This window comes from Dietzia sp. Alg238-R159, assembly GCF_900537145.1.
Classification (GTDB): domain Bacteria; phylum Actinomycetota; class Actinomycetes; order Mycobacteriales; family Mycobacteriaceae; genus Dietzia; species Dietzia kunjamensis.
The window spans coordinates 622,395-648,430 of sequence record NZ_UNRI01000001.1 but is presented as its reverse complement, the minus strand read 5'-3'; the positions used below and the strand labels follow the sequence as shown (position 1 = coordinate 648,430).

Below are 26,036 nucleotides of genomic sequence, written 5' to 3'. Positions count from 1 at the left end.
CTCCGCTGCTCAACCAGCCCACAGCCGCCCCTGCAGATGCCCGGCAGCCGCTCCCGCCGATGGCGTCTCGCCCCCTCCGCTGCTCAACCAGCCCACAGCCGCCCCTCACGATGGCGCCTCGCCCGCTCTTCGGTGTGTGCGAGACGCCATCCCGGCGAGCGGCCGCGTTTCGCCCGCGCATCGTGACAGGCGAGACGCCATCCCGGCGAGCGGCTGCGTCAGGGTGTGGGCGCGCCGCCGGTCACCGAGAGCGTGTTGCCGGTCGTGTACGACGACTCCTCGGAGGCCAGATATACGTACGCGCCGGCCATCTCGACCGGCTGCCCGGGTCGGCCGAGCGGGTTCTTCTGCCCGTGGTACGGCAACTCCTCGGCCTTCTTTCCCCCGCTCACCTGCAACGCCGTCCAGAACGGGCCCGGCGCCACCGAGTTCACACGGATCCCGCGCGGCGCAAGTTGCTGTGCGAGCGACTTGGACATGGTGTTCACGGCCGCCCGCGAGGTGGCGTAGTCCACCAGGCCAGCTGACGGGGTGTACGCCTGCACCGACGAGGTGAAGATGACGCTCGCACCGGGCTGCAGGTGTGGCAGCGCCTCCTGCATCATCCAGAACGGGGCGTTCACATTGACGTTCATCGTCTCCGCCCACTGATCGGAGGACAGGTCCTCGAGTTTCTCGACGAAGGTCTGCCGTGCGGCGTTCAGCACCAGCACGTCGATCCCGCCGAGGCCGGCCACGGCGTCGCGGACGATGCCCCGCGCGGTGGGCTCGTCCCCGACATCGCCTGGCAGGAGCACACACGTCCGACCCGCCCCGCGGACGAGTTCGGCCACCTCGTCGGCGTCGGACTGCTCGGAGGGCAGGTAGCCGATCGCCACGTCGGCCCCCTCGCGCGCGAACGCGATGGCGACCGCCCGACCGATCCCGGAGTCCCCGCCGGTGATGAGGGCGCGCCGACCGGTCAGACGACCGTGCCCGACATACGACGCCTCACCGTGGTCGGCAGGGGGCAAGAGCTCGGAGGCCAGCCCCGGGGCGGGTTGCGACTGCATCGGGATCTCCACCTGGAACTTGGTGGTGGGATCGACCGGAGCCGCGGAGCTCTGCTGGCCGGAGGGGGTAGCGGTGGGGTCGGTGCTCATCTGTGGCCTCCTGGATCGACTGTCCGGATCGAAGGTACGCGCCACGGGCGGCCGCCCGTCCGGATGCGAGTCGGCGCCGAATCCCCCACACTGCGGAAGAGAACTCAGCTTCCCACGAGACGAAGGAGCACGCATGCCCCGTTACCGCGTGATTGACCCCGAGCAGAACGTGATCGACGAGAAGGAGTTCGCCGACGACACCAAGGCCTACGACTGGTTCAAGACGGTCGAGGTCCCGGAAGACTCGCTCGGCTACGCCATGGAGGTCGACATGGACGGCAAGTGGACGCGATTCGAGATCAATGACGGTGGCACCAACACCTCCCCCGCGGCCGACGAGGGCACCGGCATCGCCTGAGCCCACCCCCGCGGACACCGCTACTCCGCCTGCCCGTCACCCGCCACGCGTGGGTGGGGCGAGGCGGAGTCGCTCATTTCGGCCGACCCGCGCGGTGGACGCGTTCGCGGAGGGCGAGCATCAGTGAGTCCATGCGCGCGGTCTCCTCGAGCAGGTCCGGGACCGCATCAGGGGGGCCGGAGCGGTTGTCGAGGCAGGCGGTGTTCGCCCGCTCCAGCAACGCGGCGAACTCCGGATCGGCGTCGGTGCGGTCCCTGACGTCGGGATAGGTGCCCTCGAGCGGGGTACCGATCCCGAGCGTGGGCCGGAGCGCGTACCACCGATCGAGGGTCTCGGTCAGCGCCTCCAGCGCCAGGAAGTAGGAACGCCGGGCTGAATCCACCGCGCGCTCGGCGGTGAGCTGGACCGGGTCGGAACCCCGCCGTAGCCGCCGGCGGCGGGACAGATCCTCCAGCCCGGACCGCGCGAGCCAGCCGGTCGCCGCGACCCAGGCGGCGAGCCCGGCGATCACCGTGAGCAGCACCAACGCGAGGATCAGGGGCATACCGTCACCGCCCCACGGCCGATGCGCCGAGCCGCCGAGCCCCAGGCCCCGACCGCAGCCCCGACCCCGGGGCCGTCATGATCCCACCAGTGCGTGCAGGACGAGCGTCAGCGGCACGGACAGCAGTACCGCCGCCGAGATGCCGGCCCCGATCAGTTTCCCCAGGCCCGCCCAGCGGAGCTCCGAGCATTCCGCCTCGACGGCGGCCGGTGATAGCGGCGCCGCGAGCCGACCGGCCGCGGACGCCCGCGCCTCCGCGACGGTCGGCCAGGTCGCGGGCACGTGGGCGTGGGGGTCGTCGCCGAGCTCGGCTGCGGCGACAAGGGCACGCTGGTCGTCCCACTCGGTCAGTCGCTGGTCGAGTTCGGCCACCGCCGCCTCGGCCTCCTCGATCCGCCGGCCCTCGGCCGTTCGCGAGGCGGTGACCGAGGGCAGTTCCATTCCTCCAGCTTCCCCCACCCGAGCTCGCCCGGGCAAGGGTGACCGCCGCGCCGTCAGCCCTTGACCAACCCGCCGTCCACGATGAGGTTCTGCCCGGTCACGGCCCGTGCCCACGGGGAGGCGAAGAACAGCACCGCGTCGGCGAGTTCGGCGGGGGTGATCGCGCGCCGTAGCGGCGTCCCGGAGGCGATGACGTCGAACACCTCTTCAGGTGTAGCGGCGCTGGCGTCGGTGGTGCGCAGCAGGCCACCGGAGACCATGTTGACCGTGATGCCGTCCGGCCCGAGGTCGGTGGCCAGGGTGCGGGTCAGCGAGAGCGCGGCGGCCTTGGCTGCGGTGTAGTCGTGGTACGGCACCACCGGGTGCTGGAACAGGTTGGTGCCGATGGTGACGATCCGCCCGAACCCGGCTTCCCGCATCCCCGGGAGCGCGGCCTGGGTGGTGGCGAGGGTGCCCTTGACCGCGCCACGCAGCTGCGAGTCGAAGTCCTCCCAGGTGAGGGTCTCCGGCCGCGGCCTGGCGTCGCCGTTGAACTGGAAGTCGACCAAGGCGTTGTTGACCACCGTGCTGATCGGCCGACCGAAGTGCGTGCGGGCCGCGTCGACGAGGGCGCGTACCTCGTCGTCGTCGGTCACGTCAGCGCGTAGTGCGACGGCGCGGTCCTCGCCGAGCTCACGGACGAGGTCGGCGGCGGCGGCCTCGCTGCGTCGGTAGTTGACGACGACGAGGGCGCCCTCGCGGGAGAAGGCGCGGATGATCTCCACGCCGAGTCCGCGGGCTCCGCCGGTGACCAGGACGACCTGCTCGTTGATACGCATGCCACTCGCTTCCCGGTGGTTCCTCACGGGGAGCGCGATGCGTACCTGCCCGCCGCGCGATGACCGCACGAGAGGCGACGACGCCCGGCGACGCGCACGACATCCCTCCGCTGGAACTACCCAGTTCAGGTTCGACGGGTGTGTTCTCAGCCGCCCGGATGGGCGGCACCCCGTGTCGAGTGCGAGCCTAGTCATTGGAATCCTCGTGGTTCGACGGCGGTCAGGTGATCGTCTGCTCGTACGGCGCCTCGAGCCCGGTGCCGTGGCGCTGGGTGCGCGACGAGTTCCGGCGGCTCGACGACCGGCGCCTGATCGGCCTGACCTTCGCGGGCGGGCCCTGGTCGCGGTTCGCGGCGGCGCCGCTGCTGCTCACCCGGGCCTGAGCCCGGGGTGAGCGGCCGGGCGGGCGGCCGGGAGGGTCACCTGCCCGCCCGCGGCGCCTACGCGAGGCGACGCAGTCGCGGTTCGAGGTCGGAATTGAAGAGGTCGAGGAAGCGTTTCTGATCGTGGCCGGGGGCGTGGAAGACCAGGTGGTTCAGGCCCGCGTCGACGTATTTTTGACCTGCTCGACGGCCTCGTCGGGGTCCGAGGCGACAATCCACCGCTGGGCGACCTGCTCGATCGGCAACTCATCCGCGAGGCGCTCCATCTCGCGCGGAGAATCCACCGAGTGCTTCTGCTCCGGTGTCAACGACAGCGGGGCCCCTGCTCGTGAGCAACATGTTCGCCCAGTCCCGGGTGCTGGCTTTCGGCCGGACCGACGCCGAGTTGCGCGCCGACGGCATCGAGGCCGCTCTCCTCCCTCACCGGGTGATGCCCGGAAACCGTCCCTCGACGACGATCCTCGCGCCCTCGCTGTCCCCCGGCGTCCTCGGGCAGCGCATCGCCCTGTACGAACACGTCGTCTTTGTCCAGGGGGCGATCTGGAACATCAACGCCTTCGACCAGTGGGGAGTCGAACTGGGGAAGAAGCAGGCCCGCGACCTCTACCCGGCACTCGCCTCCGACGAAGCCAGTGGTGCCGACTCCAGTGGTGCCGACACGGATTCCTCCACAGCGGCCCTCATCGCCCGCTACCGGGCCGCACGCGGCCGTGACCGGGCGACGGACCGTGGTTAACCCGCGGTCTCGTACTTCGCGGCCAGGCGCGAGAGCGTCTCGGTGATGCCGGACGCGTTCTGGTCGGCGACGCCGATCTTCTCGAAGACCTTGCCGATCTTCGAGGGCCGGGGATCGAAGCACTCGGTGACCTCGGTACGCCCATCCGCGGTCGGGGTGAACTCCCAGCGCCAGCGGTGGCCCGCGGGGTGCGCCCACTCGATGACCTTCTGGTCGGGCGTGTCGATGTACTCGGTGACCGTGCTGGTGATGCGGTACGGGACGCCGTACATGCGCATCGAGGTGGTGAACTTGGCGCCCTCGGACAGGGTTGACGGCCCCTTGACGTTGCTCTTGACGGTCCCCGAACCGTCGACGAGCCCGTGCTTGCGCGGGTCGGTGACGAGCCCGAACAGCTCCTCGGCGGGGGCGTTGACAGTGACGCTGCGGGCGACGACGCGGGGGCCGCGGTCGACGGTGGTGATGGCGGTCATGGCAGATCGGTCCTTCCGGAGTTCGCGGGATCGGATCACACCACGATAGGGCCGCAGCCGGTACCGCGGTGGCCTGTGATCAGTGCGCGGTGGGCGTGGGTCCGTGAGCAGTTCGTCGTGCCACGTCACGCCACAGTTCGGCGACACTCCCCACGACCACACCGATGCCTGCGCCCATCACCATCCAGGTGGCCAGGTTCGGGGCGCCGGCGATCACGACTCCGAGGACTCGCCTGACGGACCGGGCCCGTGGCGCCGTGGTCTGCGGCATCATCACCGCTACGACACCCCACGGCCGGCCATCGGGCCGGACACCCCTCGGAAGGATGCACATTGATCGCCCTCACCGTTCTGTACCCCACGCCCGACGACGTCGAGAAGTTCGACGAGTACTACATCGGCACCCACATCCCCCTGGCCCACAAGGTGCCCGGCCTCGCCGACGCCAAGGTCACGCGCTTCCTGCCCGGCCCGGATGGATCGGCCCCCGAGTTCCACCTGATGGCCCAGTTGTTCTTCGCGGACGCCGAGGAGATGGGAGCGTCGATGGCCACCGAGGAGGGGCGGGCACTGGTGGCGGACGCCGCCAACCTCGGCGTCACCCCGTCCATGCTCGTCGGCAGCACCGAGTAGTCGGTAGCACCGGGACACAGCCTCACCGGACCTCCGCCACTCCCCACGCCCCCAACCAGATCGCCTTGAGGGACGCCAGCATCCGGGCGGACTCGGCTTCGGCGGGCTTGAGCGACCGGTCCTGGTAGAAGGCCATGACGATCATGTCCGTCAGCCTGTCGACGATCGCCCCGTGGTCATCGGACAACGGGGCGATTAGCCCGGCCTCCGAGTCCTGCCCCATCTGCTCCGAGAGGCGGGCGTTCAACCCCGTCACCAACTCGGTCCAGCGGGACCTCACCTCGTCGTCGTATCCGGTCGCCTGTACTCCGGCCACCATCACCTGGTCGTGTTCCACCCACGCGGCGTAGGACTGGCCGAAGAGCCGGTCGAAGTAGTCGGAGTGCGATTCCCCGGCCCGCCGGTGGCGGTCCTGGCTGATCAAAGTAGGTACGGTGGCCTCACCATGACCCCTCCGCGCTCCCCCTCGCCCGACCCGGCCGGTTCCGCGGCGAGCCCGGTCGATGTGACCGGCTCAGCCGATCAGGCCGCGCGCACCCGGCCGCTGGTGGTCGCCGTGATCGGTGCCGGCGCGATCGGCAGCGCGGTCATCGAGGCACTCGAGCGGGGCGACGTCCCCGGGGCCAGGCTCGGCGATGTGCTCCGCTCCCGCAGCACGGACGAGGAGATCACCGACGCCATCGAGGCGGCCGACGTGGTCGTCGAGGCCGGGAGCGTCGAGGCCGCCGAGGAGTTCATCCCGCGCGTGACGGCCGCCGGCAGGGACATGATCGTGTGCTCCTGCGGGGTGTTCGCCCGCCACTCGGACCCCCGCGAGCTCCTCGCCCGCGGGCTCGCCTCCGGTCGCGTACTCGTCCCCGCCGGGGCGGTGGGCGGACTCGACGTCCTCTCGGCGGCCGCACTCGCGGGCACCGACGACGCACACCTGCGGCACCACACCATCAAGAGCCCGGCCGCGCTGGACGCCGACGAGCAGCTCACCGAGCGACGGGAGGTGTTCCGCGGGTCCGCCCGCGAGGCCGCGCTGGCGTTCCCGCTCACCTCCAACGCCTCGGTCGCGCTCGCGCTCGCCACGCTGGGATTGGACCGGACCGAGGTGGTCGTCGTCGCCGACCCGGAGGTCCGGCGCACCCGCCACGTCGTGGAGTGGGTCTCGCCGATGGGTCGCTACGAGCTGCAGTTCGAGAACGCCGTGGACCCCGACTCCGGCGGCCGCACCTCGGCGATCACCGCGTGGTCGGTCGCGGAGGTCCTCGCGTCACTCACGGCGGGCACGGGGCCGGGCGTGGTGGTGCTCGGCCAGAACCCGGGCCGCGGTTCGCGTCGCGAGGCGAAAGACCGGCCGGTGACAGACCGGCCGGTGACAGGCCGACCGGTGGAAGCTCGACCGCCGAGCCCCTAGCGTGTGGGTCCCAGTCAACGAGAGGTGCGATTATGACCAACGCCCGACCGTCAGACCCTGATCCCGCCCAGAGCCCGGACGTGGATGACACCGGTTCCGCCCCTGCCGGGGTGACCCCGGACTCCGACTCGACCTCGTTGCAGTCGGACAGCGCGGCCCGGAAGCAGGCCCCCACGGAGCGGCAGAGTCCGACTCCCCAGCCGGGACGCACGAGTCCCGTCGTGTGGATAGTGGTCATCGCCATCGTCGTCCTCCTCCTGGTGGTCGGCCTCGTCGGCTACGCGTTCGAGGTGTTCTAGAGCCATGCCCGCCGCGTTCGATACCGTGATCGTCGGGGCAGGCAATGCCGGGGTCTCCCTGGCGGCCCGCCTCAGGCGCGATGGCGTGGGCGGCATCGCGCTCATCGACCCCAGCCCGGTGCACCGCTACCGGCCGATGCTGAACTACGCCGCGGCCGGGCAGGCGCGCATGTCCCGCTACGAGCGGGCCATGGCGACCGTGGTCCCGGACGGGGTCGAACTCGTGCCGCACGCGGCCACCCGAGTCGATCCCGACGCCCGGACCGTCACCCTCGACAGCGGGGCGTCCGTCAGCTATCGCGACCTGGTGTTGTGCCCCGGTCTCACCCCGCACTGGGAGGAGATTCCGGGACTGCAGGAGGCCTACGTCGACGGCTGGGCGGTGTCCGCCCACGTGCCCGAGTACGCCGGTCGGGCATGTGCTGCCCTCGTGCGTGAACGTGAGGGCACCGTGGTGTTCTCGGTTCCGCCCGAGCCGGCATCCTGCGGCGGGACGGTGCTCAAGGCGATGTTCCTGGCGTGCGACCGGTGGCGGCGGGCCGAGGTGCTCGACCGGATCGACGTGCACCTGGTGACCCCGTTCGGCGGACTGCTCGGACTGGAGAAGATCGACTCCCGATTGCAGCCGTTCATCGAGGACTACGGCATCACGGTGCACGCCGACACTCGGGTGACCGCCGTGGACCACGCCGCCCGGACCGTCTCGCTCGACGGCCCCGCCCCGGTGACCCTCGAGCACGTCAACCTCGCCTACGTCACCCCGGACAGCCGCGCACCGCGATTCGTCGCCGACTCGGGCCTGGCGACGGGCGACGCCGCCACGCTCGTCGAGGTGGACCCCCGCACCCTGCGCCACACGCGCCACGAGACGGTGTGGGGACTGGGGGACGCCGCGACCGTGGACACCCGCCCGTCCGGTGGCGCGTTGCGCGACCAGGTCGCGGTGGTGGCCGACAACCTGCGCGCCGCCCGCGACGGTGGGCCGCTGAAGGAGTACGACGGCTACACGGTCATCCCCGTGGCCGTGAGCAGGGGCCGACTGGTGCTCGACGAGCACGACCGGGACGGCCGGCCGGCCCCGTCGGTGCCGGGGATCGACCTCTCCGCCCCGCGACGGATGACGTACGCGTTCGACCGGTTCGTCCAGCCCGTCGTGTACTTCCGCAAGCTCCTGCGCGGCCGGGTCTGACCCGGCGACCGGTCCGTCGCCGAGGTCAGTGGGTGGCCAGTTCGATCTCGTCCCGTCGCGCCTGCGGGAGTTCACTGCCGCGACCGAGATCCACCTGCACGTGGTGGAGCGTGGCGCCGCGGACCGGGAACGGTCCCTCGTACGCGGTGCTCACCGCGCTCCCCCGGCTGCGCCCGATGTCGAAGGTCTCGTTCATGCTGAACATCGCGGGGGCCGTCACGGCGATCCGCCCGTGCCCCACCTGCTCACCGTCGACGAGCAGGCGCAGGTCCGCGCCCGCCGCGATCCCTCCGTCGTAGGCGAACTCGAGCTCGACGATGCGCGCACCCGCGGCGAGCGGTTCGCTGCCGGCTGCCCGGCCGTGGTGGCGACCGAAGAAGTTGTACTCGAAGACGGGCACCCCGTCGACGATGTACAGCGTCATGCCACCGAAGCGGCCGCCCAGGCTGAGCAGCACACCCTCGCAGGACCCGGCCGCGGGGGAATCGCCTCCGTGGACCTCCAGCGCCGCCGTGAGACGGAACGCACGGTTGAGCAGCTTGGGCGCGGCCTTCTCGTTGAGCCCGTCCATGTGCGGGTACAGGGTGATCGACGAGCGGCCGCCCATGGGGTGGGGTGGGCGGTTGTCGACGCCGGCCTGGCGTCCCACGGTGCTGTCGTCCAGCGGCAGGACGTCGTACCGCGCGGCCTCGGCGATGAACTTCATCGTCAACCGCTCGAGGATCTCGGGGTGCTCTGCGGCTAGGTCACGGGACTGCGACCAGTCCGCGCGGGTGTCGTAGAGCTCCCATGTACTGTCCGCCAGCGGCGTGAGGTCGACGCCGGAGGTGGCCATCAGCCAGGGCGCCCGTTGCGCGGTCACGGCGGTCCACCCGTGGTCGTAGATCCCGCGGTTGCCGAAGATCTCGAAGTACTGGGTGGTGTGCCGGTCCGGGGCGTCGGGCTGGTCGAAGGTGTAGGTCATGCCCACCCCCTCCAACGGCTTCTGCGCCACGCCGTCCACGGTGTGCGGCATCGGCAGGCCCGCGGCCTCGAGGATGGTGGGGGCGATGTCCACGCAGTGGTGCCACTGGTGGCGCAACCTGCCCGGCTCGGCGATCCGGCCCGGCCAGTGCGCGACGAGGGCGTTCCGGGTCCCGCCGTAGTGGGAGGCGACCTGTTTGGCCCACTGGTAGGGGGTGTTCAGCGCCAGCGCCCAGGACGACGGGAAGTGCGGGTACGAGTCGGGGCCGCCGAGATCGTCCCACTTGGCCAGCAGTTCCTCGGTGGTCGAGGGCAGCCCGTTGAGTCCGGCGAGGTAGTTGAACGCGCCCAGCCGGCCGCCCTCCGTGGAGGCGCCGTTGTCCCCGACCATGTACAGGACCAGGGTGTTCTCCAGCGCACCCGTCGAGTCGAGATGGTCGATGAGTCGCCCCACCTGGTCATCGGTGTGCTCGAGGAACCCGGCGTACAGCTCCATGAGTCGGGCGGCGACCTTCTTCTCGTCGTCGTCGAGCTCGTCCCAGTGCGGCAGACCGGGCGCCCATGGTCCGAGCTCGGTGTCCTCGGGGACCACTCCCAGTTCCTTCTGGCGCGCCAGGGTCCGCTCACGCAGGGCGTCCCAGCCGTCGTCGAACTCGCCGACGTACCGGTCGCGATAGGACTCGGGGACGTGCAGCGGCGCGTGGACCGCGCCCAGCGGCAGGTAGCAGAACCACGGCATGTCGGGGGCCACGGCGGAGACGTTCTCGACCCACTGGACGGCGTGGTCCACCAGGTCCTCGGTGAGGTGGTATCCCTCCTCCGGCGTCCGGGGCGGGTCCACCTGTCGACGCCCGTCGTAGAGGACCGGGGTGAAGTGGTCCGCCTCGGCGCCCAGGAACCCGTAGAACGTGTCGAACCCCTCCTCGGTGGGCCAGCGGTCGAACGGCCCGGCGGCCGTGGTCTCCCACGGCGGGGTCTGGTGCATCTTGCCGAACGCGCCGGTGGCGTAGCCGTTGCCGCGCAGCACCCGGGCGATGGTGGCCGCCGAGTCGGGCCGCATGCCCGTGTATCCGGGTGCGCGGGTGCTCATCTCGGCGATCACGCCCATCCCCACGCTGTGGTGGTTGCGCCCCGTGAGGGTCGCGGCGCGGGTCGGCGAGCACAGCGCGGTGGTGTGGAACCGCGTGTACCCCGCCCCGTCGTGGTTGAGGCGCTCGATGGTCGGGGTGCGGCAGGGGCCCCCGAACGCCGAGGACGTGCCGAACCCCACGTCGTCGAGCATCACCAGCAGGACGTTGGGCGCCCCCTGCGGTGGGCGGATCTGCTCGACGCCGGGGAACCCGTCCTGCTGGTCGCGGCGGTCCATCTCGGCGGGCACCCGACCGGCGAGCCGCCGCACGGGCAGGACGTGACGGTCGAGACCGGCCTCGGGGAACGCGTCGTCTGACGGGCTCATGCCGGCACGTCCCCGACGATGGCGACGCGCTCCATGACCCGACGATGGGGGAAGTAGTCGCTGCACGCGTAGTGCTGGGTGGCCCGGTTGTCCCAGAACGCCACCGTGCCCGGGGCCCAACGCAGGCGTGCCTGGAAGTCGGGCATCTTGACCTGGTCGAGCAGGCGCCGCAACAACTCCCTGCCCTCGACCGGGTCCATGCCGTCGATACCGGTGGTGAACAGGCTGTTGACGAACAGGAGTCGGCGGCCGGTCTCGGGGTGCGTGCGGACCACCGGATGGTGCTGCGGCGGGTAGCGCTTCTGCATCTCGGCGAGCTTGTCGGGGGACATGCTCCGGCCGAACGACGGCGTGAAGTCGTGTGTGGCCGTCAGCCCGTCGATCCGCTTCTTGATCTCGTCCGGCAGCGCGTCGTAGGCGTTGCCCATGTCCGACCACAGGGTGTCGCCGCCGGCATCGGGGACCCGGATCGCCCGCAGCACCGACCCCATGGGGGGCCGGTCCTGCCAGGTGACGTCCACGTGCCAGATGTTCTCCATGCCCGGGTTGTCCTGTCCGCGGTCGAACCTCACGACCTCGGGGATCTCCCCCTGGTCGAGGAGCGGGTGGACCTCCAGGTCGCCCCAGTGGGCGGCGAAGTCGCGGTGCTGGTTGGCGGTGACGTGCTGTTGGTCGCGGAAGAAGAGCACCTTCCTCTCGAGCAGCGCGGTCTTGAGTTCGGAGATCTGCTCGGGTGACGGGGCGGCGATGTCGACGCCCTCGACGTCCGCTCCGATGAACGGGGTGACGGGCCGCACGCCGATGTGATGGTAGGTGGCGGGCGGGGCATCGTCGGCCGTCAGCCGCATCCGCTTGGGGCCGAACTCGATGTCGTGATCGCCGATCGTGACCTGCATGGGGGTTCCTTCCGTGGCCGGTGGGCCTGGTCGAGGGGACGACGCGCGAGGCGTAGACATCTGTCTACAGCGTGCTCAACCGTGACTGTAGACGATCGTCTACAGTGGCGTCCATGGATCTCCCCGAATCGGATCGCCCCGTCGGACGAGACGCAGTACGCCGCGCCGTTCTCGGCACCGCCCGCCGGATCTTCGCGGCCCGCGGGCCACGGGCGCCCCTGCGCCTGGTGGCCGAAGCCGCGGGGGTGAACCTCGGCCTCATCCACCGACACATCGGGAACAAGGACGACCTGTTGTCGGCGGTGCTCGAGGACGGCCTGCGGCACGGCACCGCCCGGGTGGGAGACCACGACGATGCCGGCCGGGCCGTCCACTCCATGCTCACCGGAGCCGTCGAGAACCCGGATTTCAGCCGCCTGTTGGTGTGGCTGTCCCTGGATCCGGACGCCGTGTCGCGGCCGCTGATCGACGCCTCGGTCCGGCCCGCCGGCGCGGTGTCCCGCATGACCGATCCCCCGCCGGCCGGCGAACTGCATCTCGCGCTCGCCCTCACGGTGATCTATGCCTGGCCGGTTCTGCGCGACCAGATCCTCGACGTCCTGGACGTCGGAGCCGCCGACCGCGAGGACGTCGACACGCGGATGGCGGAACTCCTGTCCGAGGTGGTCACGGGCCGGGGAGCCGGGGAAGGACGATGACGACGACGAGGGCCTGCTGCGCACCGGGCGCCCCGCCCCCTCCCGACGGGCCGAACCTGCGGGGCCCGCGGTCCCCGGGCCGTGGAGCCGACCGTCCCCGCCGGCAGGTCCTGATTCCCGGCGGGACGTCGGTGATGGGCGACCACTTCGACGAGGGGTACCCCGACGACGGGGAGCTACCCCTGCACGAGGTGAGCCTGCGCTCGTTCCGGATGGACGAGTGCGCCGTCACCAACGCCCAGTTCGCCAGGTTCTGCAAGGACACCGGGTACGTGACCGACGCGGAGGACCTCGGCGTCTCGCCGGTGTTCCATCTCGCCGTGGAGGCCGACCCGGCCGACGTCCTCCACCACCTGGATTCCACGCCGTGGTGGGTGGCCGTGCGGGGAGCCGACTGGCGCCACCCCGGCGGGCGCCGGTCCTCGATCACCGCTGTGCAGAACCACCCGGTCGTGCACGCGTCCTGGAACGACGCGACGGCCTACTGCGAATGGGCGGGGGCCCGCCTGCCCACCGAGGCGGAGTGGGAGTACGCGGCACGGGGCGGCCTCGCCGGGGCCCGCTTCCCGTGGGGCGACGAGCTGACCCCGCGTGGTCGGTGGGGTCTCAATGTGTGGCAGGGACGGTTCCCCTCCCACAACACGCTCGACGACGGCCACCTGACGACCGCCCCGGTACGCGCGTTCCGGCCGAACGGATACGGCCTGCACCAGATGGTCGGCAACGTGTGGGAATGGTGCGCCGACGTGTTCGACCCCGGCTACTACGCGGTCTCGCCCCGAGAGGATCCCCGCGGTCCGCGCCCCGACGGGAGCCCGGGCGACGAGACGTGGCGCGTGATGCGGGGAGGTTCCTACCTGTGCCACGAGTCGTACTGCCACCGATACCGGGTGGCGGCCCGATCCGCGAACACCGCCGGTTCAGCTACTGCCAACCTCGGCTTCCGGTGCGTCCGCGACGTGTGACTCCCCTGGTCCGACCCCTGCACGCAGCGCGGCCTCGACCATGTCGTAGAGATGGGCGACGACCTTGTCGAAGTCGGCGTTGACCACGGCGTTCCGGGCGTCCCGACGGTCCTCGTAAACGGCCAGTGCACCGGTGAACATCTGGGTGGCCAGGTCGATACGTTCGAACGCCACCCGCCGCGGCAGGTGGGAGAGCACATCGATGAGGCGCACCACCACGTCGTCGGTCGCGGTGCGCAACTGCGCCTCCGGGATCCCGGGGGCCATGACAGGTCCGACCCGCTGCAGGAACCGTGCGTAATAGGTGGACTCGGGCTGGGACCGGAGCAGCTCGACGATCGGCTCGAACAGCACCCGCACGAGAGTCGCGAGGTCGGTGCCCAGGCCCTGCTCGTCGATCTCCGCCAACCGCTGCCGGCGATCGACGTCGAGGGCGGCCAGCCGGCGCCGCAGCACCTGCAGGATGAGACCGTCGCGGCTGCCGAAGTGGTACTGCACCGCGGAGTTGTTGCGTTGCCCGGCGGCGGTGGCGACGTCGCGCATCGAGACCCGGTCCAGACCGCTCTCGCTGATCAGTTGCTCGGCGATCTCGAGCATCGCCGTCTTGGCGTCCTTCGCCTGGGCGGCTCCCTCGACCGAGGGTTCATTCGTCGGGTCCATCGGGCCCCTTCCTCCGGCTTGATTGAACACGTGCCCGTACCGCCGCCGGACCGGGCCGGTCGGCGTCGATCAGATCTTGGCCGCTCCGGGGCTCCACTTGCGGCCGGCGGCCTCGCCCAGCTGGTTGAAGCTCAACACCGTGAGGAACAGGACGATGGCGGGAATCCCCACCAGTCCGGGGTACCTCTCGAAATCGGACTGACCGGCGCTGATCATGTTGCCCCACGTCGGTTCGGGCCGAGGAATGCTCAGCCCCAGGTAGCTCAGCGAGGCCTCCGCGACGATCAGCACCGCCACGAGCATGAAACTGTAGGACAGCACCGGCGCCACGATGTTGGGGGCCACCTCGCGCAGCATGATGCGGGTCTCGCCCGCACCGAGCGACCGGGCAGCGGTGACGAACTCGCGGCCGGCGAAGCTCATCGCGTTGGCGCGGACGAGCCGTGCGTACGACGGCACCACCATGATCCCCAGCGCCAAGGTGACGTTGATCAGGGTCGGCTCGAGGACCGTGACGATCGCGATGAGCACGATGAGCGACGGGAACGCCAGCAGGACGTCGCTGATGATGGAGACGAGCCTGTCGACCCAGCCGCCCTTGTCGAGGCCGGCGTGGTCGCCAAGGCGCTTCTGGACGCGGCCGGGTTCAACGTCCAGATCGAGAACGCCCCGGTCTCCCAGGTCACCGCGCGGCAGTTCACCGGTGACTACGAGATCGTGATCGGCGGCCTGGCCACCTCGGACGCCGACCCGGCGTCCACGTTCGCCAGCGCATTCACCCCGACCGGCGCGACCAACCTCACGGGCATCGACGACCCCGAGCTCACCGCCGCGGTCAACGAGCTCAAGGCCGCCGCCGACCTCGACGCCCAGAAGGAGGCGATGACCCGCCTGCAGGAGGTCTTCAACGAGGTGCAGCCGTTCACCGTGATGGCCGACGCCGAGCAGTACGTGGCCGTCTCCGACACGGTCGGCGGACTCACCCCGACCCTGTCCTCGACCGTCCTGTACGACGGGGCGTTCGTGAAGGAGTGATCACTCCCCCGCGGTCCTGACGGGCCGCGCCCGAACCACACAGACGTGCCCCGGGCTCCCGCCCACCGGTGAGAGCCCGGGGCATCTCTGTGCCGGAAACACCCACGGCGAGCCGACCGGCCCGCCGCCCCTCACGATCAGGAGAACAGATGACCCGCGCCACCAGCGCCCTGGCCGTCCTCGCCGCGACCACCCTCGCGCTCACCGCATGCGGAGGAGGCGGAGCCGATCCCACCGTCTCGGCCTCCGGCGCCACCGCCCCGGACCAGTCCGAGCGCTGCACCGCCGACCGCGTCGGCGGCACCATCACCATGGGCGAGTACGCGATGCTCCCCTCGTTCGCGCCCGGCCAGGGCCAGTTCGGTGTCCGCGGGGCCACCGAGTCCGCGGCCGTCTACGACCGCCTCATGCGGTGGAACCCCGAGGCCGCCGAGTTCGAGCCCAAGCTGGCCGAGTCGCTCGAGGCGAATGACGACAACACCGTGTGGACGCTCACGCTCCGCGACGGCGTCACCTTCTCCAACGGCGATCCGCTCACCGCCGAGGACGTCGCGTTCACGATCGACCTCCACAAGGACCCGAAGACCGTCTCCAACGCGATGACCGACGCGATGCAGGTGGAGCAGGCCCGCGTGGTGGACCCGCTGACCGTCGAGTTCACGCTGACCGAACCGTGGGCCGGCTTCCCGATCCTGCTGGCCGGGACCGCGGGCGAGGTGATCCCCAAGGACGCCTACGAGGCCGCGGACCCCGCCCGGTGGGCCCGCAACCCGATCGGTGCCGGCGCGTTCACGGTCTCCGAGTACATCCCGGACCAGGAGCTGGTGCTGGAGCCCAACCCGGACTACTACGGCGGTCCCGTCTGCCCCACCCTCGAGTTCATCCGCATCCCCGGCTCCCAGGGCACCTACGAGGCGTTCCAGACCGGCGAGGTCCAGGTCGGGTTCCTGCGGGGCGCCAAGACCGTCACCGCCGCCCAGGACGCCGGCGACCGGGGCTTCGAGACCATCACCAGCGCCGGCTCCATCGTCAACCTCAACGCCGGTAACGCCGGATACGACGGCGTCCTCACCGACGAGCGGGCCCGTCAGGCGTTCGCCATGGCGCTCGACCGGGAGCTCATCGATCAGCGCCTCACCGGCGGTCTCGGCCAGCCCACGTCCTCCATCATCGCGGAGTCCTCACGCTTCTACGACGGGCAGCAGGGGCCCGAGTTCGACGTCGAGCAGGCCACCGCCCTCATCGACGAGGTCAAGGCCGACCGTCCGGACTGGAACGGCGAGCTCACCCTGCTCGTGGCGGACAGCCCGGAGAACATGGAGTCCGGCGTGGCGGTGAAGGCGCTGCTCGACGCGGCGGGCTTCAACGTCACCATCCAGAGCCAGCCGGTCGCGCAGGTCGTGGCCCGCCAGTTCACCGGCGACTACGAGGCCGTCATCGGCGGGCTGTCCCCCTCGGACGCCGACCCGGCCTCCACCTTCGCCAGCGCCATGACCCCCGGTGGCTCACTCAACATCCCGGGCGTCGACGACCCCGAGCTCACGAAGGCCGTGACCGCGTTCAAGGCCGCCGGCGACCTCGAGGCGCAGAAGGCCGCGGCGACCGACCTGCAGGAGGTCTACAACCGGGTCGTGCCGTTCGCCGTTATGGCCAATGCGCAGGAGTACGTGGTGGTCGACGACTCCGTCAAGGGCGTCTCGCCGAGCCTCTACTCCACGATGTTCTTCGACGGGGCGTTCGTCCAGGAGTAATCGCGCGGCCCGCCCGCCTCTCGAACACCGACGGCCCCGGATCCCGGAGACATCTCCACGGGATCCGGGGCCGCGGGCTGTCCGGGGTAGCGCGAGGCGGGGTGGGGCGGGCCGGGCGGGCCGGGCGGGTCTAGCCTGCGCCCGCCGTGCGGAGGGTCCACGCGTACTCGAACGCGGTCTGACGCCACCGCTCGTAGCGCCCGGACACTCCCCCGTGACCCGCGCTCATCTCGCAGCGCAGCAGCACCGGCCGGTCCGCCGAGTTGGCCGACGGGGACACCGCCCGCAGCCTGGCCACCCACTTGGCGGGCTCCACGTACAGCACCCGGGTGTCGTTGAGCGAGGTCACCGCGAGGATGGCCGGATAGTCCTTGGCCTCGATGTTCTCGTACGGGGCGTACGAGGCCATGTAGTCGTAGACCTCCTCGGAGTGCAGCGGATCGCCCCACTCGTCCCACTCGATCACCGTCAGCGGCAGCTCCGGCATGAGGATCGAGGTGAGCGGGTCGACGAACGGCACCACGGCCTGGATGCCCACGAACAACTCGGGGGCCAGGTTCGCGACCGCCCCCATCAGTAGTCCACCGGCACTGCCGCCCTCGGCGACCAGCCGGTCCGGGGAGGTGAGCCCGGAGTCGACCAGGTGTCGCGCACAGTCGACGAAGTCGGTAAAGGTGTTGCGCTTCGTGTGCGTCTTGCCGTTCTCGTACCAGAGCCGACCCATCTCACCGCCGCCCCGCACGTGCGCCACGGCGAAGGCCATCCCCCGGTCGAGCAGCGAGAGCCTCGCCACCGAGAACGCGGGATCGATACTGGTCTCGTACGAGCCGTAGCCGTACAGCAGCGTCGGCACCTGCTCGCCGGCATCGACGCGGGCGGCGGTGCCGGTGGACATCACCAGCGAGATCGGCACCCGGGTGCCGTCCGCGGCCGTCGCCCAGTCGCGTCGCTGGACGTAGCCGCTCGGGTCGTACCCGCCGAGCACCTCCTGCTCACGCAGCAGCGTCCGCTCCCCCGAGGCGAGGTCGAGCGAGTAGACCCGGCCCGGCGTGACGAACGAACCGAAGCCGAACCGCAGGACCGGCGAGTCCCACTCCGGGTTGGACCCCGGACCGGAGGTGTACAGCTCCTCGTCGAACTCGACGGGCTCGAACCGCCCGTACGCCTCGACTCCCGCCGTGGACCCCTGCTCGAGCGGCATCAGCGCGAACCGCGGCAGCGCCGCTTCGCGGTACCCCAGCACCAGCACGCGCGCGAAGGCGTCCACGCCCTCCACCCGGACGTCGTCGCGGTGGGCCACCAGCGTGCGCAGATCCCGCAGCTCGCCCTCGATCGGACCGACAGGCGCCTCGACCACCTCGTAGTTCGGGGCGCCGTCGTTGTGGGTGATGATGAACCGGTCCTCGCCACCGACGACCGCGTGCTCGACGTCGTACTCGACGCCCTCCTGCCGCGGCCGGACGCACCAGAACTCGCCGGCGGGATCGTTCGAGTCCAGGCACCACACCTCGGTGGTGATCTTGGACCCCGCCGCTATCTGCAGGAACTTCTCGCTGCGTGTCTCGCCGACCCCGATCCAGTAGGACTCGTCGGGCTCGTGGAAGACCTTGTCGTCGTCGTCCCTCGTCGTGCCCAGCCGGTGACGCCACACCGTGTCCGGTCGCCAGGCGTCATCGACGGTGACGTAGAAGACGTACCGGCCATCGCGGGACCAGGTCACGCCGGCGGCGATCCCGGAGATCTCCTCGTCCGGGGCCGTGTAGTCCGGGTCGAGCGAGCGGAAGCGCAGCGTGTACCGCTCGTCGCCCTCGGTATCGGTGGCCCACGCCAGTGCGCGGCCGTCGTGGCTGACCGAGAACGCGCCCAGCGCGAAGTAGTCGTGACCCTCCGCCTCGGCGTTTCCGTCGAGGAGCAACTGCTCACCCGGCAACTCCACGCCCGGGGAGACCTCGGGCGGAACCCAGCCCGCAGGGTCCGACGGGTCGTCGACGAACTGCTGCGGGACCGGGACCCGACAGTGCCTGGCGTACGAGCGGCCCTCCTCGGTGCGCGAGAAGTACCACCAGCCGCTGGCGCGCACCGGAACCGACATGTCGGTCTCCTTGACGCGGGAGCGGATCTCCTCGTAGACCTCGTCCTCCAGGGGTTTGAGGTCGGCGGTCATCGCATCGGTGTAGGCGTTCTCCGCCTCGAGGTAGGCACGGGTCGCGGGAGCGTCCTTGTCGCGCAACCACTCGTAGTCGTCGACGAAGACGCGGCCGTGGTGCTCGCGACGGAAGGGACGGCGCTCGGCCTGCGGCGGCGTGGGCGTCTGCCCCGTGGTGGTGGCTGTGGTGGCGGTCGCGGCGGCGGCGGTGTCGGTGGCTGCGGTGTCGGTGTCGGTCGTCTCGGTGGAGCTCACGCTGCGTCGCCCCCGATCCAGTCGGCGAACGAGCGGCCCGAGATGCGCTCGTAGGCCTCGATGTAGCGCGCCCGGGTCGCGTCCACGACCTCCTGCGGCAGAGCCGGTGGCGGGGTGTCGGCATCGGAGTTCCAGCCCGCCTCCGGGCCCGTCAACCAGTTCCGCACGTACTGCTTGTCGAAGCTCGGTTGCACACGGCCCGGCGAATACTCGTCAGCGGGCCAGTAGCGCGATGAGTCCGGGGTGAGCACCTCGTCGGCCAGGATCAGCTCCCCGTCGACCAGGCCGAACTCGAACTTGGTGTCGGCCAGCAGCACTCCGCGCTCGGCCGCCATCTCCGCGGCCCGCGCGTAGACGTCCAGCGTCGCCGTACGCAGCTGCTCGGCCAGCTCGGCCCCGACGATCCCGCTGAGCTGATCGAACGAGATGTTCTCGTCGTGATCCCCCACCGCCGCCTTGGTGGCCGGGGTGAAGATCGGCTCGGGCAGTCGGCTGGCCTCGACCAGGCCCCCGGGCAGCTCGATGCCACACACGGTCCCCGACTCCCGGTACTCGGTCATCCCCGACCCGGTCAGGTAACCGCGGGCCACACACTCGGCCGGAACCATGTCGAGTCGACGGACCACCATCGCGCGGCCGAGCACCTCGAGCGGGATGCGCTCGTCGTCCAGCGTCCCGGCCAGGTGGTTGGGCACGTCGAGGGCGTCGAAGAAGTAGGCGCTCATCGCGGTGAGCACGCGGCCCTTGTCCGGGATGGGCGTGCCGAGGACGTGGTCGTAGGCGGAGATGCGGTCGGTGGCCACCAGGAGGAGCGTCTCACCGTCGATCTCGTACAGCTCGCGGACCTTTCCGGAGACGAGATGGCGGTAAGAGGAGAGATCGGGTCGCATGACGGCCAGCGTAGCCGGACGCCCACGTCCCGAGTCGAGACCGTCGGCCCCCACCCGTGGTTGGTCGGACTCAGCCCAGTCGGGCCTCGAGCCACTCCCCCAACGCCGCGTACGCGTCCTCGGCGCACAGGTCGTTGAACAGCTCGTGGAGGCCGCCCTCGAACTCCCGGTAGGTGATCTCCGGGCGCGGGTCGTGGTCCGAACCGGCGATCTGCGCGAAGCGCCGCGCGCCCGACGGGTAGGTGATGGTGTCGGCCGAGCCGTTGAGGATCAGCGTCGGCAACCGCAGTGCCGGCGACCGCTCGATGAACTTGAGGCCGCCGGCGAGCATCGTCCCCGCCGTCACCGCGGGCACGCCCTTGTGGTGGACCAGCGGATCCGAGGTGTAGTCCTCGACGTACTCGGGCACTCGGGAGATGTCGTGCGGGTCGAGCTTCTCCACCGGCAGGAACGGCAGGAGACGAGCGATCACGGGCGCCGCCACGCGCAGCGGTGCCGGTGTCCCCTCGCCCACGACGAGCCCGGGCGAGGAGAGGATGAGGCCCTTGAGGTCCCACGGCCGCCGGAGCGCGGACTCCCCCGCGATCAACCCGCCCATCGAATGCCCCATCAGCAGCCGGGGCAGGGACTCGGCCCCGCCGCCCTCGGCGGACCGGCTCCACTCCACCACCGCGTCACGCACCGCGAGGTTGTCGCGGATGTGCGTCTCTATCGACACCTTGGCGCGGGGCCCGGGAGCCGTGCCGTGGCCGCGCAGATCGTAGGAGGCAACACTGATCCCCCGGTCGGTGAGGAAGCGGATCGTCCGCCCGTACCGGCCGGAGTGCTCGGCGAAGCCGTGCACGAGCAGCAGCAACGCCCGGGGCTGGTCAGCGTGGTGCAGGGTCGCCTGCAGGCCGGAGGTGCCGGGGACGGGGATGGGGGTCTGGCGCATGCTGCACAGACTAGTGCCAGCCCGCCCGGGGCCGAGGCCGATCGCCTGGGGCCGATCGGGCAAAGGCCTCAGATCCCGAGCTGGTCCAAGATGAGGCTGCCGGCGCCGAGCGGCATCAGAGAGAACGCGATCGGAACGTAGAACTGCTGCATGAACGCCCCCGGGTCGATCCCGACGGCCGAACTGGCGGTGGCGAACCCGGCCTGGATCATCCCGAACACGTCGTACAGTGCGCCCCCGAGGGAGCCGCTGGGCCTCGTGACCATGCTGTGGTCCTTCCCTGTCACTCGGCGACGGGAGGGCCCCGCCTCCGTCGGTGTACAGGACTTATCGGGCGGGGGGCCCGGCGAGTTACGGACAGGCTGTCAGAGGATCGAACCCGGCGCGTAGCCGGCCGCCTCCGGGTGGCGGGCCACGAGCGCCTCGACGCGGGCGGCGACCGCGTCGACCTGGTCGCCGGCAGCGCCGACGAACGCGGCACGATCCGCGAGCGCCTCCTCGAGCGCGGCGCGATCCAGCGGCAGCCGGTCGTCGGCGGCGAGCCGGTCCAGCAGATCGGGTTCGCGGCCCTCCTCGCGCATGGCCAGCGCCACCGCCACCGCGTTGGACTTGATCGCCTCGTGGGCGACCTCGCGGCCGACCCCGGCGCGCACCGCGGCCATGAGGACCTTCGTGGTGGCGAGGAACGGCAGGTAGCGCTGGAGCTCCTTGTCGATCACGGCCGGGTAGGCGCCGAACTCGTCGAGCACGGTGAGGAACGTCTCGAACATGCCGTCCAGGGCGAAGAACGCATCCGGCAGCGCGACACGACGCACCACGGAGCAGAAGACGTCGCCCTCGTTCCACTGCGCGCCCGCGAGTTCGGCGGCCATGGAGCCGTAACCGCGGAGCACGACCTGCAGACCGTTCACGCGCTCGCAGGAGCGGGTGTTCATCTTGTGCGGCATCGCGGACGAGCCGACCTGGCCGGGCTGGAAGCCCTCGGTGACCAGCTCGTGCCCGGCCATGAGCCGGATGGTCTGCGCCAACGACGACGGGCCGGCGCCGAGCTGGACGAGCGCCGAGACGACCTCGTGGTCCAACGACCGCGGGTAGACCTGGCCCACCGAGTCGAAGGTGCGGGCGAAGCCGAGATGCTCGGCGATCCGCCCCTCGAGCTCGGCCAGCTTGGCGGCGTCGCCACCGAGGAGGTCGAGCATGTCCTGCGCCGTGCCCATCGGGCCCTTGATGCCGCGCAGGGGGTACCGCTCGAGCAACGACTCCACGCGCTCCAACGCCACCAGCAGTTCGTCGGCCGCGGAGGCGAAACGCTTGCCCAGCGTGGTGGCCTGCGCGGCGACGTTGTGGCTGCGCCCGGCCATCACGGTGTCGCGGTGGGCGACGGCGTGCTCGGCCAGACGCCGGACCGCGGCGGCGCCCTGGTCGCGGACGAGCTCGAGTGACCGCACCACCTGGAGCTGCTCGACGTTCTCGGTGAGGTCCCGGCTCGTCATGCCCTTGTGGATGTGCTCGTGGCCGGCGAGGGCGTTGAACTCCTCGATGCGGGCCTTGACGTCGTGCCGGGTGACGCGCTCGCGCTCGGCGATCGAGCCGAGGTCGACGCGGTCGATCACCGCCTCGTAGGCCTCGATCACCCCGTCGGGGACGTCGATGCCCAGGTCGCGTTGTGCGCGCAGCACCGCGATCCACAGCTGCCGCTCGAGCACGATCTTGTGCTCGGCGGACCACAGCGTGGCCAGGTCGGCGCTCGCGTAGCGCGAGGCGAGGACGTTGGAGATGCGGGGCTTGCTGCTCTGGGCGGTCACGCCCCCCAGTATCGCAGCCCGGTCAGGAGATCATCGAGCCGCCGGTGGACCCGGCCAGGATCTCCCGGGCGTTGAGGTAGACCTGCTCCACCGTGAGCGGAGCCTGCGCCAGCAGCCACGGCCGGGTGACGTAGACGATGGCGGTGATGATCTCGGCGGAACCCATGCGCCGACCGTAGCGCTCCGCGGGCGCCGGCGGGGCCGTACATCACAGCCGCCCGCGGGGCCGGTACCTACGGGGCGAGCACGGCCTCCAGCCGGTCCATCGCCTCGGCGATCTCCTCGGTGCCGCCGGCGAAGCTCAGCCGGACGGTGTGGCCACCGTCGACGGTGTCGAAGTCGACGCCCGGCGTCAACGCGACCCCTGTTCGCTCGAGGACCTCCGCGCACCACGCCACCGAGTCGTCGGTCCAGCGTGAGACGTCGAAGTACGCGTAGAAGGCGCCGTCCGGAGGGGCGATCTCCCCCACGCCCAGCTCGCCCAGTCTGCGCAGGACCAGGTCGCGGTTTCGGGCGTACCGCTGGACGTGCCCGTCCAGCTCGGCGGCAGCGGCTTCGGTGAACGCGGCGACGGCGGCGAACTGGGCATCGGCGGGCGGACAGATGGTGAGGTTGCCGATCAGACGGTCCACGGGGTCACGCAGGTACTCCGGCAACAGCATCCAGCCGATCCGCCAGCCGGTCATGGAAAAGTACTTGGACACCGAGCCCATCACCACGGCTTCGCGGCTGGTCTGCCACGCGCTCGCGCACTCCCGGCCGTAGGTGACGCCGTGGTAGATCTCGTCGCTGACGAGCAGCGTGCCGTGGGCCTCGCACCAGCGCGCGAGGGCCTCGAGTTCGCCCGCGTCGATGATCGTGCCGGTGGGGTTCGCCGGGCTCGCCACGATGAGGCCGGCGGGCGCGTGGCCCAGTTCCGCCGTGACCGCCTCGAGCTGCGCGACCGTGGGTTGGTACCGGGTCTCGTGGCCGCAGGCGATCTCGTGGACCCGGCAGCCCAGGGCCTGGAGGGTGTTGCGGTAGGCGGGGTAGCCGGGGCGTGCCATCACGACGGTGTCGCCGGGGTCGAACGCGGCGAGGAACAGCACGGTGAAGCCGCCGGAGGACCCGGTGGTGACGACGACGTCGTCGGCCGTCACGTCCACCCCGTCCCGCCGCCGGCGGTACCCCGCGATCGCCTCGCGGAGCGGGCGGATGCCCAGCGCCTCGGTGTATCCGAGGATCTCGGTGTCCAGGGCGTGGCGGGCGGCGGCGAGTACCGGGCCGGGGGCCGGGGTCGAGGGCTGGCCCGCGCACAGCGAGATGACGTCGCCGTGGGTCTCCTGCCGGCGGGCGGCGGCGGCGAGGACGCTCATGACGTGGAAGGGCTCGACGGCCGAGCGGCGGGAGGGTTCGCGTGCGACGGGCATGCCCCGACGCTAGCGGGCCGGTCAGACGATCAGACGGTCAGCCCGAACACCCACACCAACAGCGTCATGGTGACCGCGGTGATGGCGATCAACCCGATCAGGTTGAGCCAGATCCCGCCGCGGATCATCTGGCCGATGGTCACGTATCCCGAGCCGTAGGCGATCGCGTTGGGCGGGGTCGCCACCGGGAGCATGAAGGCGCAGGTGGCGGCGAGCGCGACCGGGACGGCCAGGATCATCGGATCCAGGTCCAGGCCGAGGGCGACGCCGCCGGCCACCGGCAGGAACGTGGCGGCGGTGGCGGTGTTGCTCGTCAGCTCGGTGAGGAACAGGACCCCGGCGGCCGCGACGAGCACCAGCGCGACGGTCGGCAGCGCGTCCAGCGCCGACGCCTGCTCGCCGATCCACCCGGTGAGTCCGGAACCTGAGAACTGCGCGGACAGCGCCAGTCCGCCGCCGAACAGCAGCAGCACGCCCCACGGCAGTCCCAGCGCGGCGTCCCAGGTGAGCAGCCGCACCCCGCGCTCGGTGCCGGCCGGCAGCAGGAACAGCAGCAGTCCGGCAGTGAGCGCGATCCCGGCGTCCGAGATCGGCGGGTCCTCCCACACCAGCGGCACGGCCACCCAGGCCACGGCCGCCGCGACGAACACCGCCAGGACGCGCCGTTCGCCCGACGAGGTCGGGCCGAGCCTGCGCAGTTCGTCGTCGAACAGTGCCCGACCGCCGGGGATCCGCTCGATCTCGGGACGGAACAGCACCTTGGTGAGGAGGAACCACGTGATCACGAGCATGACCACCGCCAGCGGCAGTCCGACCAGCATCCAGCGACCGAAACCCAGGACGATGTCGTGCTCGCGCTCCAGATAGCCGGCGAGAAGGGTGTTGGGCGGGGTGCCGATGATGGTCGCCAGCGACCCGACCGACGCCGCGTAGGCGATGCCCAGCATCAGCGCGGTGCCGAAGTTCGACCGGATCACGGCCTGCTTCACCTGATCGGAACGCGGATCGGACGAGGAGTCCATCCGGGGGATCGCGTCCTCGTCGTCGTTCCGACCGGCGCCGTCCCCACCGGCACGGTCCTTCCCACCGAGCTCGGAGGCGAGCATCAGCACCGACACCCCGATCGGGAGCATCATCACCGCCGTGGCCGTGTTGGACACCCACATACTCAGGAAAGCGGTGGCGATCATGAACCCGGCGACCACCCGGGTCGACCGGGTACCCATCGCGCGCACGGTGAGCAGGGCGATCCGCCGGTGCAGGTTCCAGCGCTGCATGGCGATCGCGATGAGGAAGCCGCCCATGAACAGGAAGATGATGTTGTTGCCGTACTCGGCGCCCACGTCGTTGACCGAGACGTCCTGACCCAGGACGGGGAAGACGATGAGCGGCACCAGCGCGGTGGCCGGGATGGGGATGCACTCGGTCATCCACCAGATGCCGAGCAGGACCGCCACCGCCGCGGTGAGGCGCGCGTTGTGTTCGAGATCGCCCGGCATGACCAGGTACACGAGCACGGCCGCCGCCAGCCCGGCGACGGTGCCGATCACGCTGCGGATGAACTCGCCCCGCGGCACCGCGGGGTCGAGCTCGCCGGGTGACTTCTGGTCGACCTCCATCCCACGGTCGCGGTCCGGCTCCAGACCCCTCAGGTGTGGTGCCATCACGATCCTGCGGTCGTCGGTGCCGCCCGCGTCCGTGCCCCCGCCGGTCATGGCCCGCTCCCTCCGCCGGTCACCCCGACGCCTCCCAGCG

The 26,036-nt window shown here is 70.9% G+C and carries 30 protein-coding genes, 1 pseudogene and 1 riboswitch; of the genes and pseudogenes, 11 read left to right on the top strand and 20 right to left on the bottom strand.

The genetic code is table 11. From position 1 onward, the window contains the following. Positions 1 to 218: 218 nt before the first annotated feature. Positions 219 to 1,142 (bottom strand): SDR family oxidoreductase, encoded by a 924-nt coding sequence (locus G6R20_RS03020; RefSeq protein ID WP_163375526.1) that lies wholly within the window; start codon positions 1,140 to 1,142, stop codon positions 219 to 221. A 133-nt stretch (positions 1,143 to 1,275) separates the two neighbouring features. On the opposite strand from G6R20_RS03020, the gene G6R20_RS03015 reads away from it, so the two are divergent. Then, on the top strand, positions 1,276 to 1,500 hold the full coding sequence (locus G6R20_RS03015) for a hypothetical protein (protein ID WP_067716967.1): 225 nt from the start codon (positions 1,276 to 1,278) through the stop codon (positions 1,498 to 1,500). 73 nt (positions 1,501 to 1,573) lie between these two features. Here the strand turns inward: G6R20_RS03015 and G6R20_RS03010 are convergent, their stop codons facing one another. The 3 genes from G6R20_RS03010 to G6R20_RS03000 all read right to left on the bottom strand — a co-directional run bounded on the left by G6R20_RS03010 (position 1,574) and on the right by G6R20_RS03000 (position 3,303). Next, positions 1,574 to 2,044 (bottom strand): hypothetical protein, encoded by a 471-nt coding sequence (locus tag G6R20_RS03010; protein ID WP_163375525.1) that lies wholly within the window; start codon positions 2,042 to 2,044, stop codon positions 1,574 to 1,576. A gap of 75 nt (positions 2,045 to 2,119) precedes the next feature. Next, the gene (locus G6R20_RS03005) at positions 2,120 to 2,485 is read right to left on the bottom strand and encodes a hypothetical protein (RefSeq protein WP_163375524.1); all 366 of its coding nucleotides are present in this window, start codon (positions 2,483 to 2,485) and stop codon (positions 2,120 to 2,122) included. A 53-nt stretch (positions 2,486 to 2,538) separates the two neighbouring features. Continuing rightward, positions 2,539 to 3,303 (bottom strand): 3-oxoacyl-ACP reductase, encoded by a 765-nt coding sequence (locus G6R20_RS03000; RefSeq protein ID WP_163375523.1) that lies wholly within the window; start codon positions 3,301 to 3,303, stop codon positions 2,539 to 2,541. A gap of 85 nt (positions 3,304 to 3,388) precedes the next feature. Continuing rightward, positions 3,389 to 3,486: riboswitch (TPP riboswitch) on the bottom strand. Positions 3,487 to 3,497: 11 nt separating this feature from the next. Here G6R20_RS03000 and G6R20_RS02995 point away from each other — a divergent pair. Further along, the gene (locus tag G6R20_RS02995) at positions 3,498 to 3,686 is read left to right on the top strand and encodes a hypothetical protein (protein WP_205475712.1); all 189 of its coding nucleotides are present in this window, start codon (positions 3,498 to 3,500) and stop codon (positions 3,684 to 3,686) included. Positions 3,687 to 3,743: 57 nt separating this feature from the next. On the opposite strand, the pseudogene G6R20_RS02990 reads toward G6R20_RS02995, so the two are convergent. Beyond that, positions 3,744 to 4,006, bottom strand: a pseudogene (locus G6R20_RS02990) (glucose-6-phosphate dehydrogenase (coenzyme-F420)); the annotation flags it as partial. A gap of 17 nt (positions 4,007 to 4,023) precedes the next feature. Here G6R20_RS02990 and G6R20_RS02985 point away from each other — a divergent pair. Next, complete coding sequence (locus tag G6R20_RS02985) at positions 4,024 to 4,422, top strand: hypothetical protein (RefSeq protein ID WP_163375714.1); 399 nt, start codon at positions 4,024 to 4,026, stop codon at positions 4,420 to 4,422. On the opposite strand, the gene G6R20_RS02980 is transcribed toward G6R20_RS02985, so the two are convergent. Both G6R20_RS02980 and G6R20_RS02975 read right to left on the bottom strand, forming a co-directional pair. Next, entirely contained in the window at positions 4,419 to 4,895 is a 477-nt protein-coding gene (locus G6R20_RS02980) for an SRPBCC family protein (RefSeq protein ID WP_096906955.1), read from the bottom strand. The two genes, G6R20_RS02985 and G6R20_RS02980, sit on opposite strands and share 4 nt — an antisense overlap. A 79-nt stretch (positions 4,896 to 4,974) precedes the next feature. Continuing rightward, positions 4,975 to 5,169 carry a hypothetical protein gene (locus tag G6R20_RS02975; protein ID WP_067718194.1) on the bottom strand — a complete coding sequence of 65 codons (195 nt, stop codon included), beginning with the start codon at positions 5,167 to 5,169 and terminating at the stop codon, positions 4,975 to 4,977. A 59-nt stretch (positions 5,170 to 5,228) separates the two neighbouring features. On the opposite strand from G6R20_RS02975, the gene G6R20_RS02970 reads away from it, so the two are divergent. Then, on the top strand, positions 5,229 to 5,528 hold the full coding sequence (locus tag G6R20_RS02970; protein WP_163375522.1) for an EthD family reductase: 300 nt from the start codon (positions 5,229 to 5,231) through the stop codon (positions 5,526 to 5,528). Positions 5,529 to 5,550: 22 nt separating this feature from the next. Here G6R20_RS02970 and G6R20_RS02965 read toward each other — a convergent pair whose 3' ends face one another. Further along, positions 5,551 to 5,952, bottom strand: coding sequence for a hypothetical protein (locus tag G6R20_RS02965; protein WP_163375521.1), 402 nt, complete (start codon positions 5,950 to 5,952; stop codon positions 5,551 to 5,553). Positions 5,953 to 5,973: 21 nt separating this feature from the next. Here G6R20_RS02965 and G6R20_RS02960 point away from each other — a divergent pair, with 21 nt between their 5' ends. From G6R20_RS02960 to G6R20_RS02950, 3 genes are read left to right on the top strand one after another with little or no spacing between them, the layout of a single operon-like run. After that, positions 5,974 to 6,930 (top strand): aspartate dehydrogenase domain-containing protein, encoded by a 957-nt coding sequence (locus G6R20_RS02960; protein WP_163375520.1) that lies wholly within the window; start codon positions 5,974 to 5,976, stop codon positions 6,928 to 6,930. A gap of 32 nt (positions 6,931 to 6,962) precedes the next feature. Further along, on the top strand, positions 6,963 to 7,229 hold the full coding sequence (locus G6R20_RS02955; protein WP_067716453.1) for a hypothetical protein: 267 nt from the start codon (positions 6,963 to 6,965) through the stop codon (positions 7,227 to 7,229). Positions 7,230 to 7,233: 4 nt separating this feature from the next. Beyond that, positions 7,234 to 8,418 carry an FAD-dependent oxidoreductase gene (locus G6R20_RS02950; protein ID WP_163375519.1) on the top strand — a complete coding sequence of 395 codons (1,185 nt, stop codon included), beginning with the start codon at positions 7,234 to 7,236 and terminating at the stop codon, positions 8,416 to 8,418. A gap of 25 nt (positions 8,419 to 8,443) precedes the next feature. Here G6R20_RS02950 and G6R20_RS02945 read toward each other — a convergent pair whose 3' ends face one another. Both G6R20_RS02945 and G6R20_RS02940 read right to left on the bottom strand, forming a co-directional pair. Continuing rightward, positions 8,444 to 10,747 carry an arylsulfatase gene (locus G6R20_RS02945; protein WP_205475729.1) on the bottom strand — a complete coding sequence of 768 codons (2,304 nt, stop codon included), beginning with the start codon at positions 10,745 to 10,747 and terminating at the stop codon, positions 8,444 to 8,446. Positions 10,748 to 10,833: 86 nt separating this feature from the next. Next, positions 10,834 to 11,733 (bottom strand): TauD/TfdA family dioxygenase, encoded by a 900-nt coding sequence (locus tag G6R20_RS02940; protein WP_163375517.1) that lies wholly within the window; start codon positions 11,731 to 11,733, stop codon positions 10,834 to 10,836. Between the two features lie 113 nt (positions 11,734 to 11,846). On the opposite strand from G6R20_RS02940, the gene G6R20_RS02935 reads away from it, so the two are divergent. Next, on the top strand, positions 11,847 to 12,431 hold the full coding sequence (locus G6R20_RS02935; protein ID WP_119192604.1) for a helix-turn-helix domain-containing protein: 585 nt from the start codon (positions 11,847 to 11,849) through the stop codon (positions 12,429 to 12,431). Next, positions 12,428 to 13,396, top strand: coding sequence for a formylglycine-generating enzyme family protein (locus G6R20_RS02930; protein WP_163375516.1), 969 nt, complete (start codon positions 12,428 to 12,430; stop codon positions 13,394 to 13,396). Before G6R20_RS02935 ends, G6R20_RS02930 begins: the two co-directional genes overlap by 4 nt. Here G6R20_RS02930 and G6R20_RS02925 read toward each other — a convergent pair. Both G6R20_RS02925 and G6R20_RS02920 read right to left on the bottom strand, forming a co-directional pair. Then, positions 13,352 to 14,056 carry a TetR family transcriptional regulator gene (locus G6R20_RS02925; protein WP_163375515.1) on the bottom strand — a complete coding sequence of 235 codons (705 nt, stop codon included), beginning with the start codon at positions 14,054 to 14,056 and terminating at the stop codon, positions 13,352 to 13,354. The two genes, G6R20_RS02930 and G6R20_RS02925, sit on opposite strands and share 45 nt — an antisense overlap. 69 nt (positions 14,057 to 14,125) lie before the next feature. After that, positions 14,126 to 14,608, bottom strand: a complete 483-nt coding sequence (locus G6R20_RS02920) for an ABC transporter permease (protein ID WP_240341270.1) — start codon at positions 14,606 to 14,608, stop codon at positions 14,126 to 14,128. Positions 14,609 to 14,668: 60 nt separating this feature from the next. Here G6R20_RS02920 and G6R20_RS02915 point away from each other — a divergent pair, with 60 nt between their 5' ends. Together G6R20_RS02915 and G6R20_RS02910 are read left to right on the top strand one after the other, a co-directional pair. Then, entirely contained in the window at positions 14,669 to 15,091 is a 423-nt protein-coding gene (locus G6R20_RS02915) for a hypothetical protein (RefSeq protein WP_205475711.1), read from the top strand. 149 nt (positions 15,092 to 15,240) lie between these two features. Next, entirely contained in the window at positions 15,241 to 16,842 is a 1,602-nt protein-coding gene (locus tag G6R20_RS02910) for an ABC transporter substrate-binding protein (protein WP_163375514.1), read from the top strand. Positions 16,843 to 16,972: 130 nt separating this feature from the next. Here G6R20_RS02910 and G6R20_RS02905 read toward each other — a convergent pair whose 3' ends face one another. The 8 genes from G6R20_RS02905 to G6R20_RS02870 all read right to left on the bottom strand — a co-directional run bounded on the left by G6R20_RS02905 (position 16,973) and on the right by G6R20_RS02870 (position 25,996). After that, the gene (locus G6R20_RS02905) at positions 16,973 to 19,243 is read right to left on the bottom strand and encodes a S9 family peptidase (protein ID WP_132064008.1); all 2,271 of its coding nucleotides are present in this window, start codon (positions 19,241 to 19,243) and stop codon (positions 16,973 to 16,975) included. After that, a complete protein-coding gene (locus G6R20_RS02900; protein ID WP_159148578.1) occupies positions 19,240 to 20,133 on the bottom strand; it encodes a phosphoribosylaminoimidazolesuccinocarboxamide synthase in 894 nt (297 codons plus the stop codon). The genes G6R20_RS02905 and G6R20_RS02900 overlap by 4 nt, the downstream gene beginning before the upstream one ends. Positions 20,134 to 20,203: 70 nt before the next feature. Next, on the bottom strand, positions 20,204 to 21,067 hold the full coding sequence (locus tag G6R20_RS02895; RefSeq protein WP_132064009.1) for an alpha/beta hydrolase: 864 nt from the start codon (positions 21,065 to 21,067) through the stop codon (positions 20,204 to 20,206). 68 nt (positions 21,068 to 21,135) lie between these two features. After that, the gene (locus G6R20_RS02890; RefSeq protein ID WP_132064010.1) at positions 21,136 to 21,333 is read right to left on the bottom strand and encodes a hypothetical protein; all 198 of its coding nucleotides are present in this window, start codon (positions 21,331 to 21,333) and stop codon (positions 21,136 to 21,138) included. 99 nt (positions 21,334 to 21,432) lie between these two features. Further along, positions 21,433 to 22,872, bottom strand: coding sequence for an adenylosuccinate lyase (gene purB / locus G6R20_RS02885; protein ID WP_163375513.1), 1,440 nt, complete (start codon positions 22,870 to 22,872; stop codon positions 21,433 to 21,435). Between the two features lie 22 nt (positions 22,873 to 22,894). Further along, positions 22,895 to 23,038 (bottom strand): hypothetical protein, encoded by a 144-nt coding sequence (locus G6R20_RS02880; RefSeq protein WP_156776009.1) that lies wholly within the window; start codon positions 23,036 to 23,038, stop codon positions 22,895 to 22,897. Positions 23,039 to 23,105: 67 nt separating this feature from the next. After that, positions 23,106 to 24,281 (bottom strand): aminotransferase class I/II-fold pyridoxal phosphate-dependent enzyme, encoded by a 1,176-nt coding sequence (locus tag G6R20_RS02875; protein WP_163375512.1) that lies wholly within the window; start codon positions 24,279 to 24,281, stop codon positions 23,106 to 23,108. Between the two features lie 29 nt (positions 24,282 to 24,310). Next, a complete protein-coding gene (locus G6R20_RS02870) occupies positions 24,311 to 25,996 on the bottom strand; it encodes a DASS family sodium-coupled anion symporter (protein WP_240341238.1) in 1,686 nt (561 codons plus the stop codon). Positions 25,997 to 26,036 lie beyond the last annotated feature (40 nt).

Excerpts from the sequence above, each read along its gene's own strand:
- G6R20_RS03020 (WP_163375526.1), bottom strand. The coding sequence starts at position 1,142 with ATGAGCACCGACCCCACCGCTACCCCCTCCGGCCAGCAGAGCTCCGCG.
- G6R20_RS03015 (WP_067716967.1), top strand. The coding sequence starts at position 1,276 with ATGCCCCGTTACCGCGTGATTGACCCCGAGCAGAACGTGATCGACGAG.
- G6R20_RS03010 (WP_163375525.1), bottom strand. The coding sequence starts at position 2,044 with ATGCCCCTGATCCTCGCGTTGGTGCTGCTCACGGTGATCGCCGGGCTC.
- G6R20_RS03005 (WP_163375524.1), bottom strand. The coding sequence starts at position 2,485 with ATGGAACTGCCCTCGGTCACCGCCTCGCGAACGGCCGAGGGCCGGCGG.
- G6R20_RS03000 (WP_163375523.1), bottom strand. The coding sequence starts at position 3,303 with ATGCGTATCAACGAGCAGGTCGTCCTGGTCACCGGCGGAGCCCGCGGA.
- G6R20_RS02985 (WP_163375714.1), top strand. The coding sequence starts at position 4,024 with ATGTTCGCCCAGTCCCGGGTGCTGGCTTTCGGCCGGACCGACGCCGAG.
- G6R20_RS02980 (WP_096906955.1), bottom strand. The coding sequence starts at position 4,895 with ATGACCGCCATCACCACCGTCGACCGCGGCCCCCGCGTCGTCGCCCGC.
- G6R20_RS02975 (WP_067718194.1), bottom strand. The coding sequence starts at position 5,169 with ATGATGCCGCAGACCACGGCGCCACGGGCCCGGTCCGTCAGGCGAGTC.
- G6R20_RS02960 (WP_163375520.1), top strand. The coding sequence starts at position 5,974 with ATGACCCCTCCGCGCTCCCCCTCGCCCGACCCGGCCGGTTCCGCGGCG.
- G6R20_RS02955 (WP_067716453.1), top strand. The coding sequence starts at position 6,963 with ATGACCAACGCCCGACCGTCAGACCCTGATCCCGCCCAGAGCCCGGAC.
- G6R20_RS02950 (WP_163375519.1), top strand. The coding sequence starts at position 7,234 with ATGCCCGCCGCGTTCGATACCGTGATCGTCGGGGCAGGCAATGCCGGG.
- G6R20_RS02945 (WP_205475729.1), bottom strand. The coding sequence starts at position 10,747 with ATGGACCGCCGCGACCAGCAGGACGGGTTCCCCGGCGTCGAGCAGATC.
- G6R20_RS02940 (WP_163375517.1), bottom strand. The coding sequence starts at position 11,733 with ATGCAGGTCACGATCGGCGATCACGACATCGAGTTCGGCCCCAAGCGG.
- G6R20_RS02935 (WP_119192604.1), top strand. The coding sequence starts at position 11,847 with ATGGATCTCCCCGAATCGGATCGCCCCGTCGGACGAGACGCAGTACGC.
- G6R20_RS02930 (WP_163375516.1), top strand. The coding sequence starts at position 12,428 with ATGACGACGACGAGGGCCTGCTGCGCACCGGGCGCCCCGCCCCCTCCC.
- G6R20_RS02925 (WP_163375515.1), bottom strand. The coding sequence starts at position 14,056 with ATGGACCCGACGAATGAACCCTCGGTCGAGGGAGCCGCCCAGGCGAAG.
- G6R20_RS02910 (WP_163375514.1), top strand. The coding sequence starts at position 15,241 with ATGACCCGCGCCACCAGCGCCCTGGCCGTCCTCGCCGCGACCACCCTC.
- G6R20_RS02900 (WP_159148578.1), bottom strand. The coding sequence starts at position 20,133 with ATGCGACCCGATCTCTCCTCTTACCGCCATCTCGTCTCCGGAAAGGTC.
- G6R20_RS02895 (WP_132064009.1), bottom strand. The coding sequence starts at position 21,067 with ATGCGCCAGACCCCCATCCCCGTCCCCGGCACCTCCGGCCTGCAGGCG.
- G6R20_RS02890 (WP_132064010.1), bottom strand. The coding sequence starts at position 21,333 with ATGGTCACGAGGCCCAGCGGCTCCCTCGGGGGCGCACTGTACGACGTG.
- G6R20_RS02880 (WP_156776009.1), bottom strand. The coding sequence starts at position 23,038 with ATGGGTTCCGCCGAGATCATCACCGCCATCGTCTACGTCACCCGGCCG.
- G6R20_RS02875 (WP_163375512.1), bottom strand. The coding sequence starts at position 24,281 with ATGCCCGTCGCACGCGAACCCTCCCGCCGCTCGGCCGTCGAGCCCTTC.
- G6R20_RS02870 (WP_240341238.1), bottom strand. The coding sequence starts at position 25,996 with ATGACCGGCGGGGGCACGGACGCGGGCGGCACCGACGACCGCAGGATC.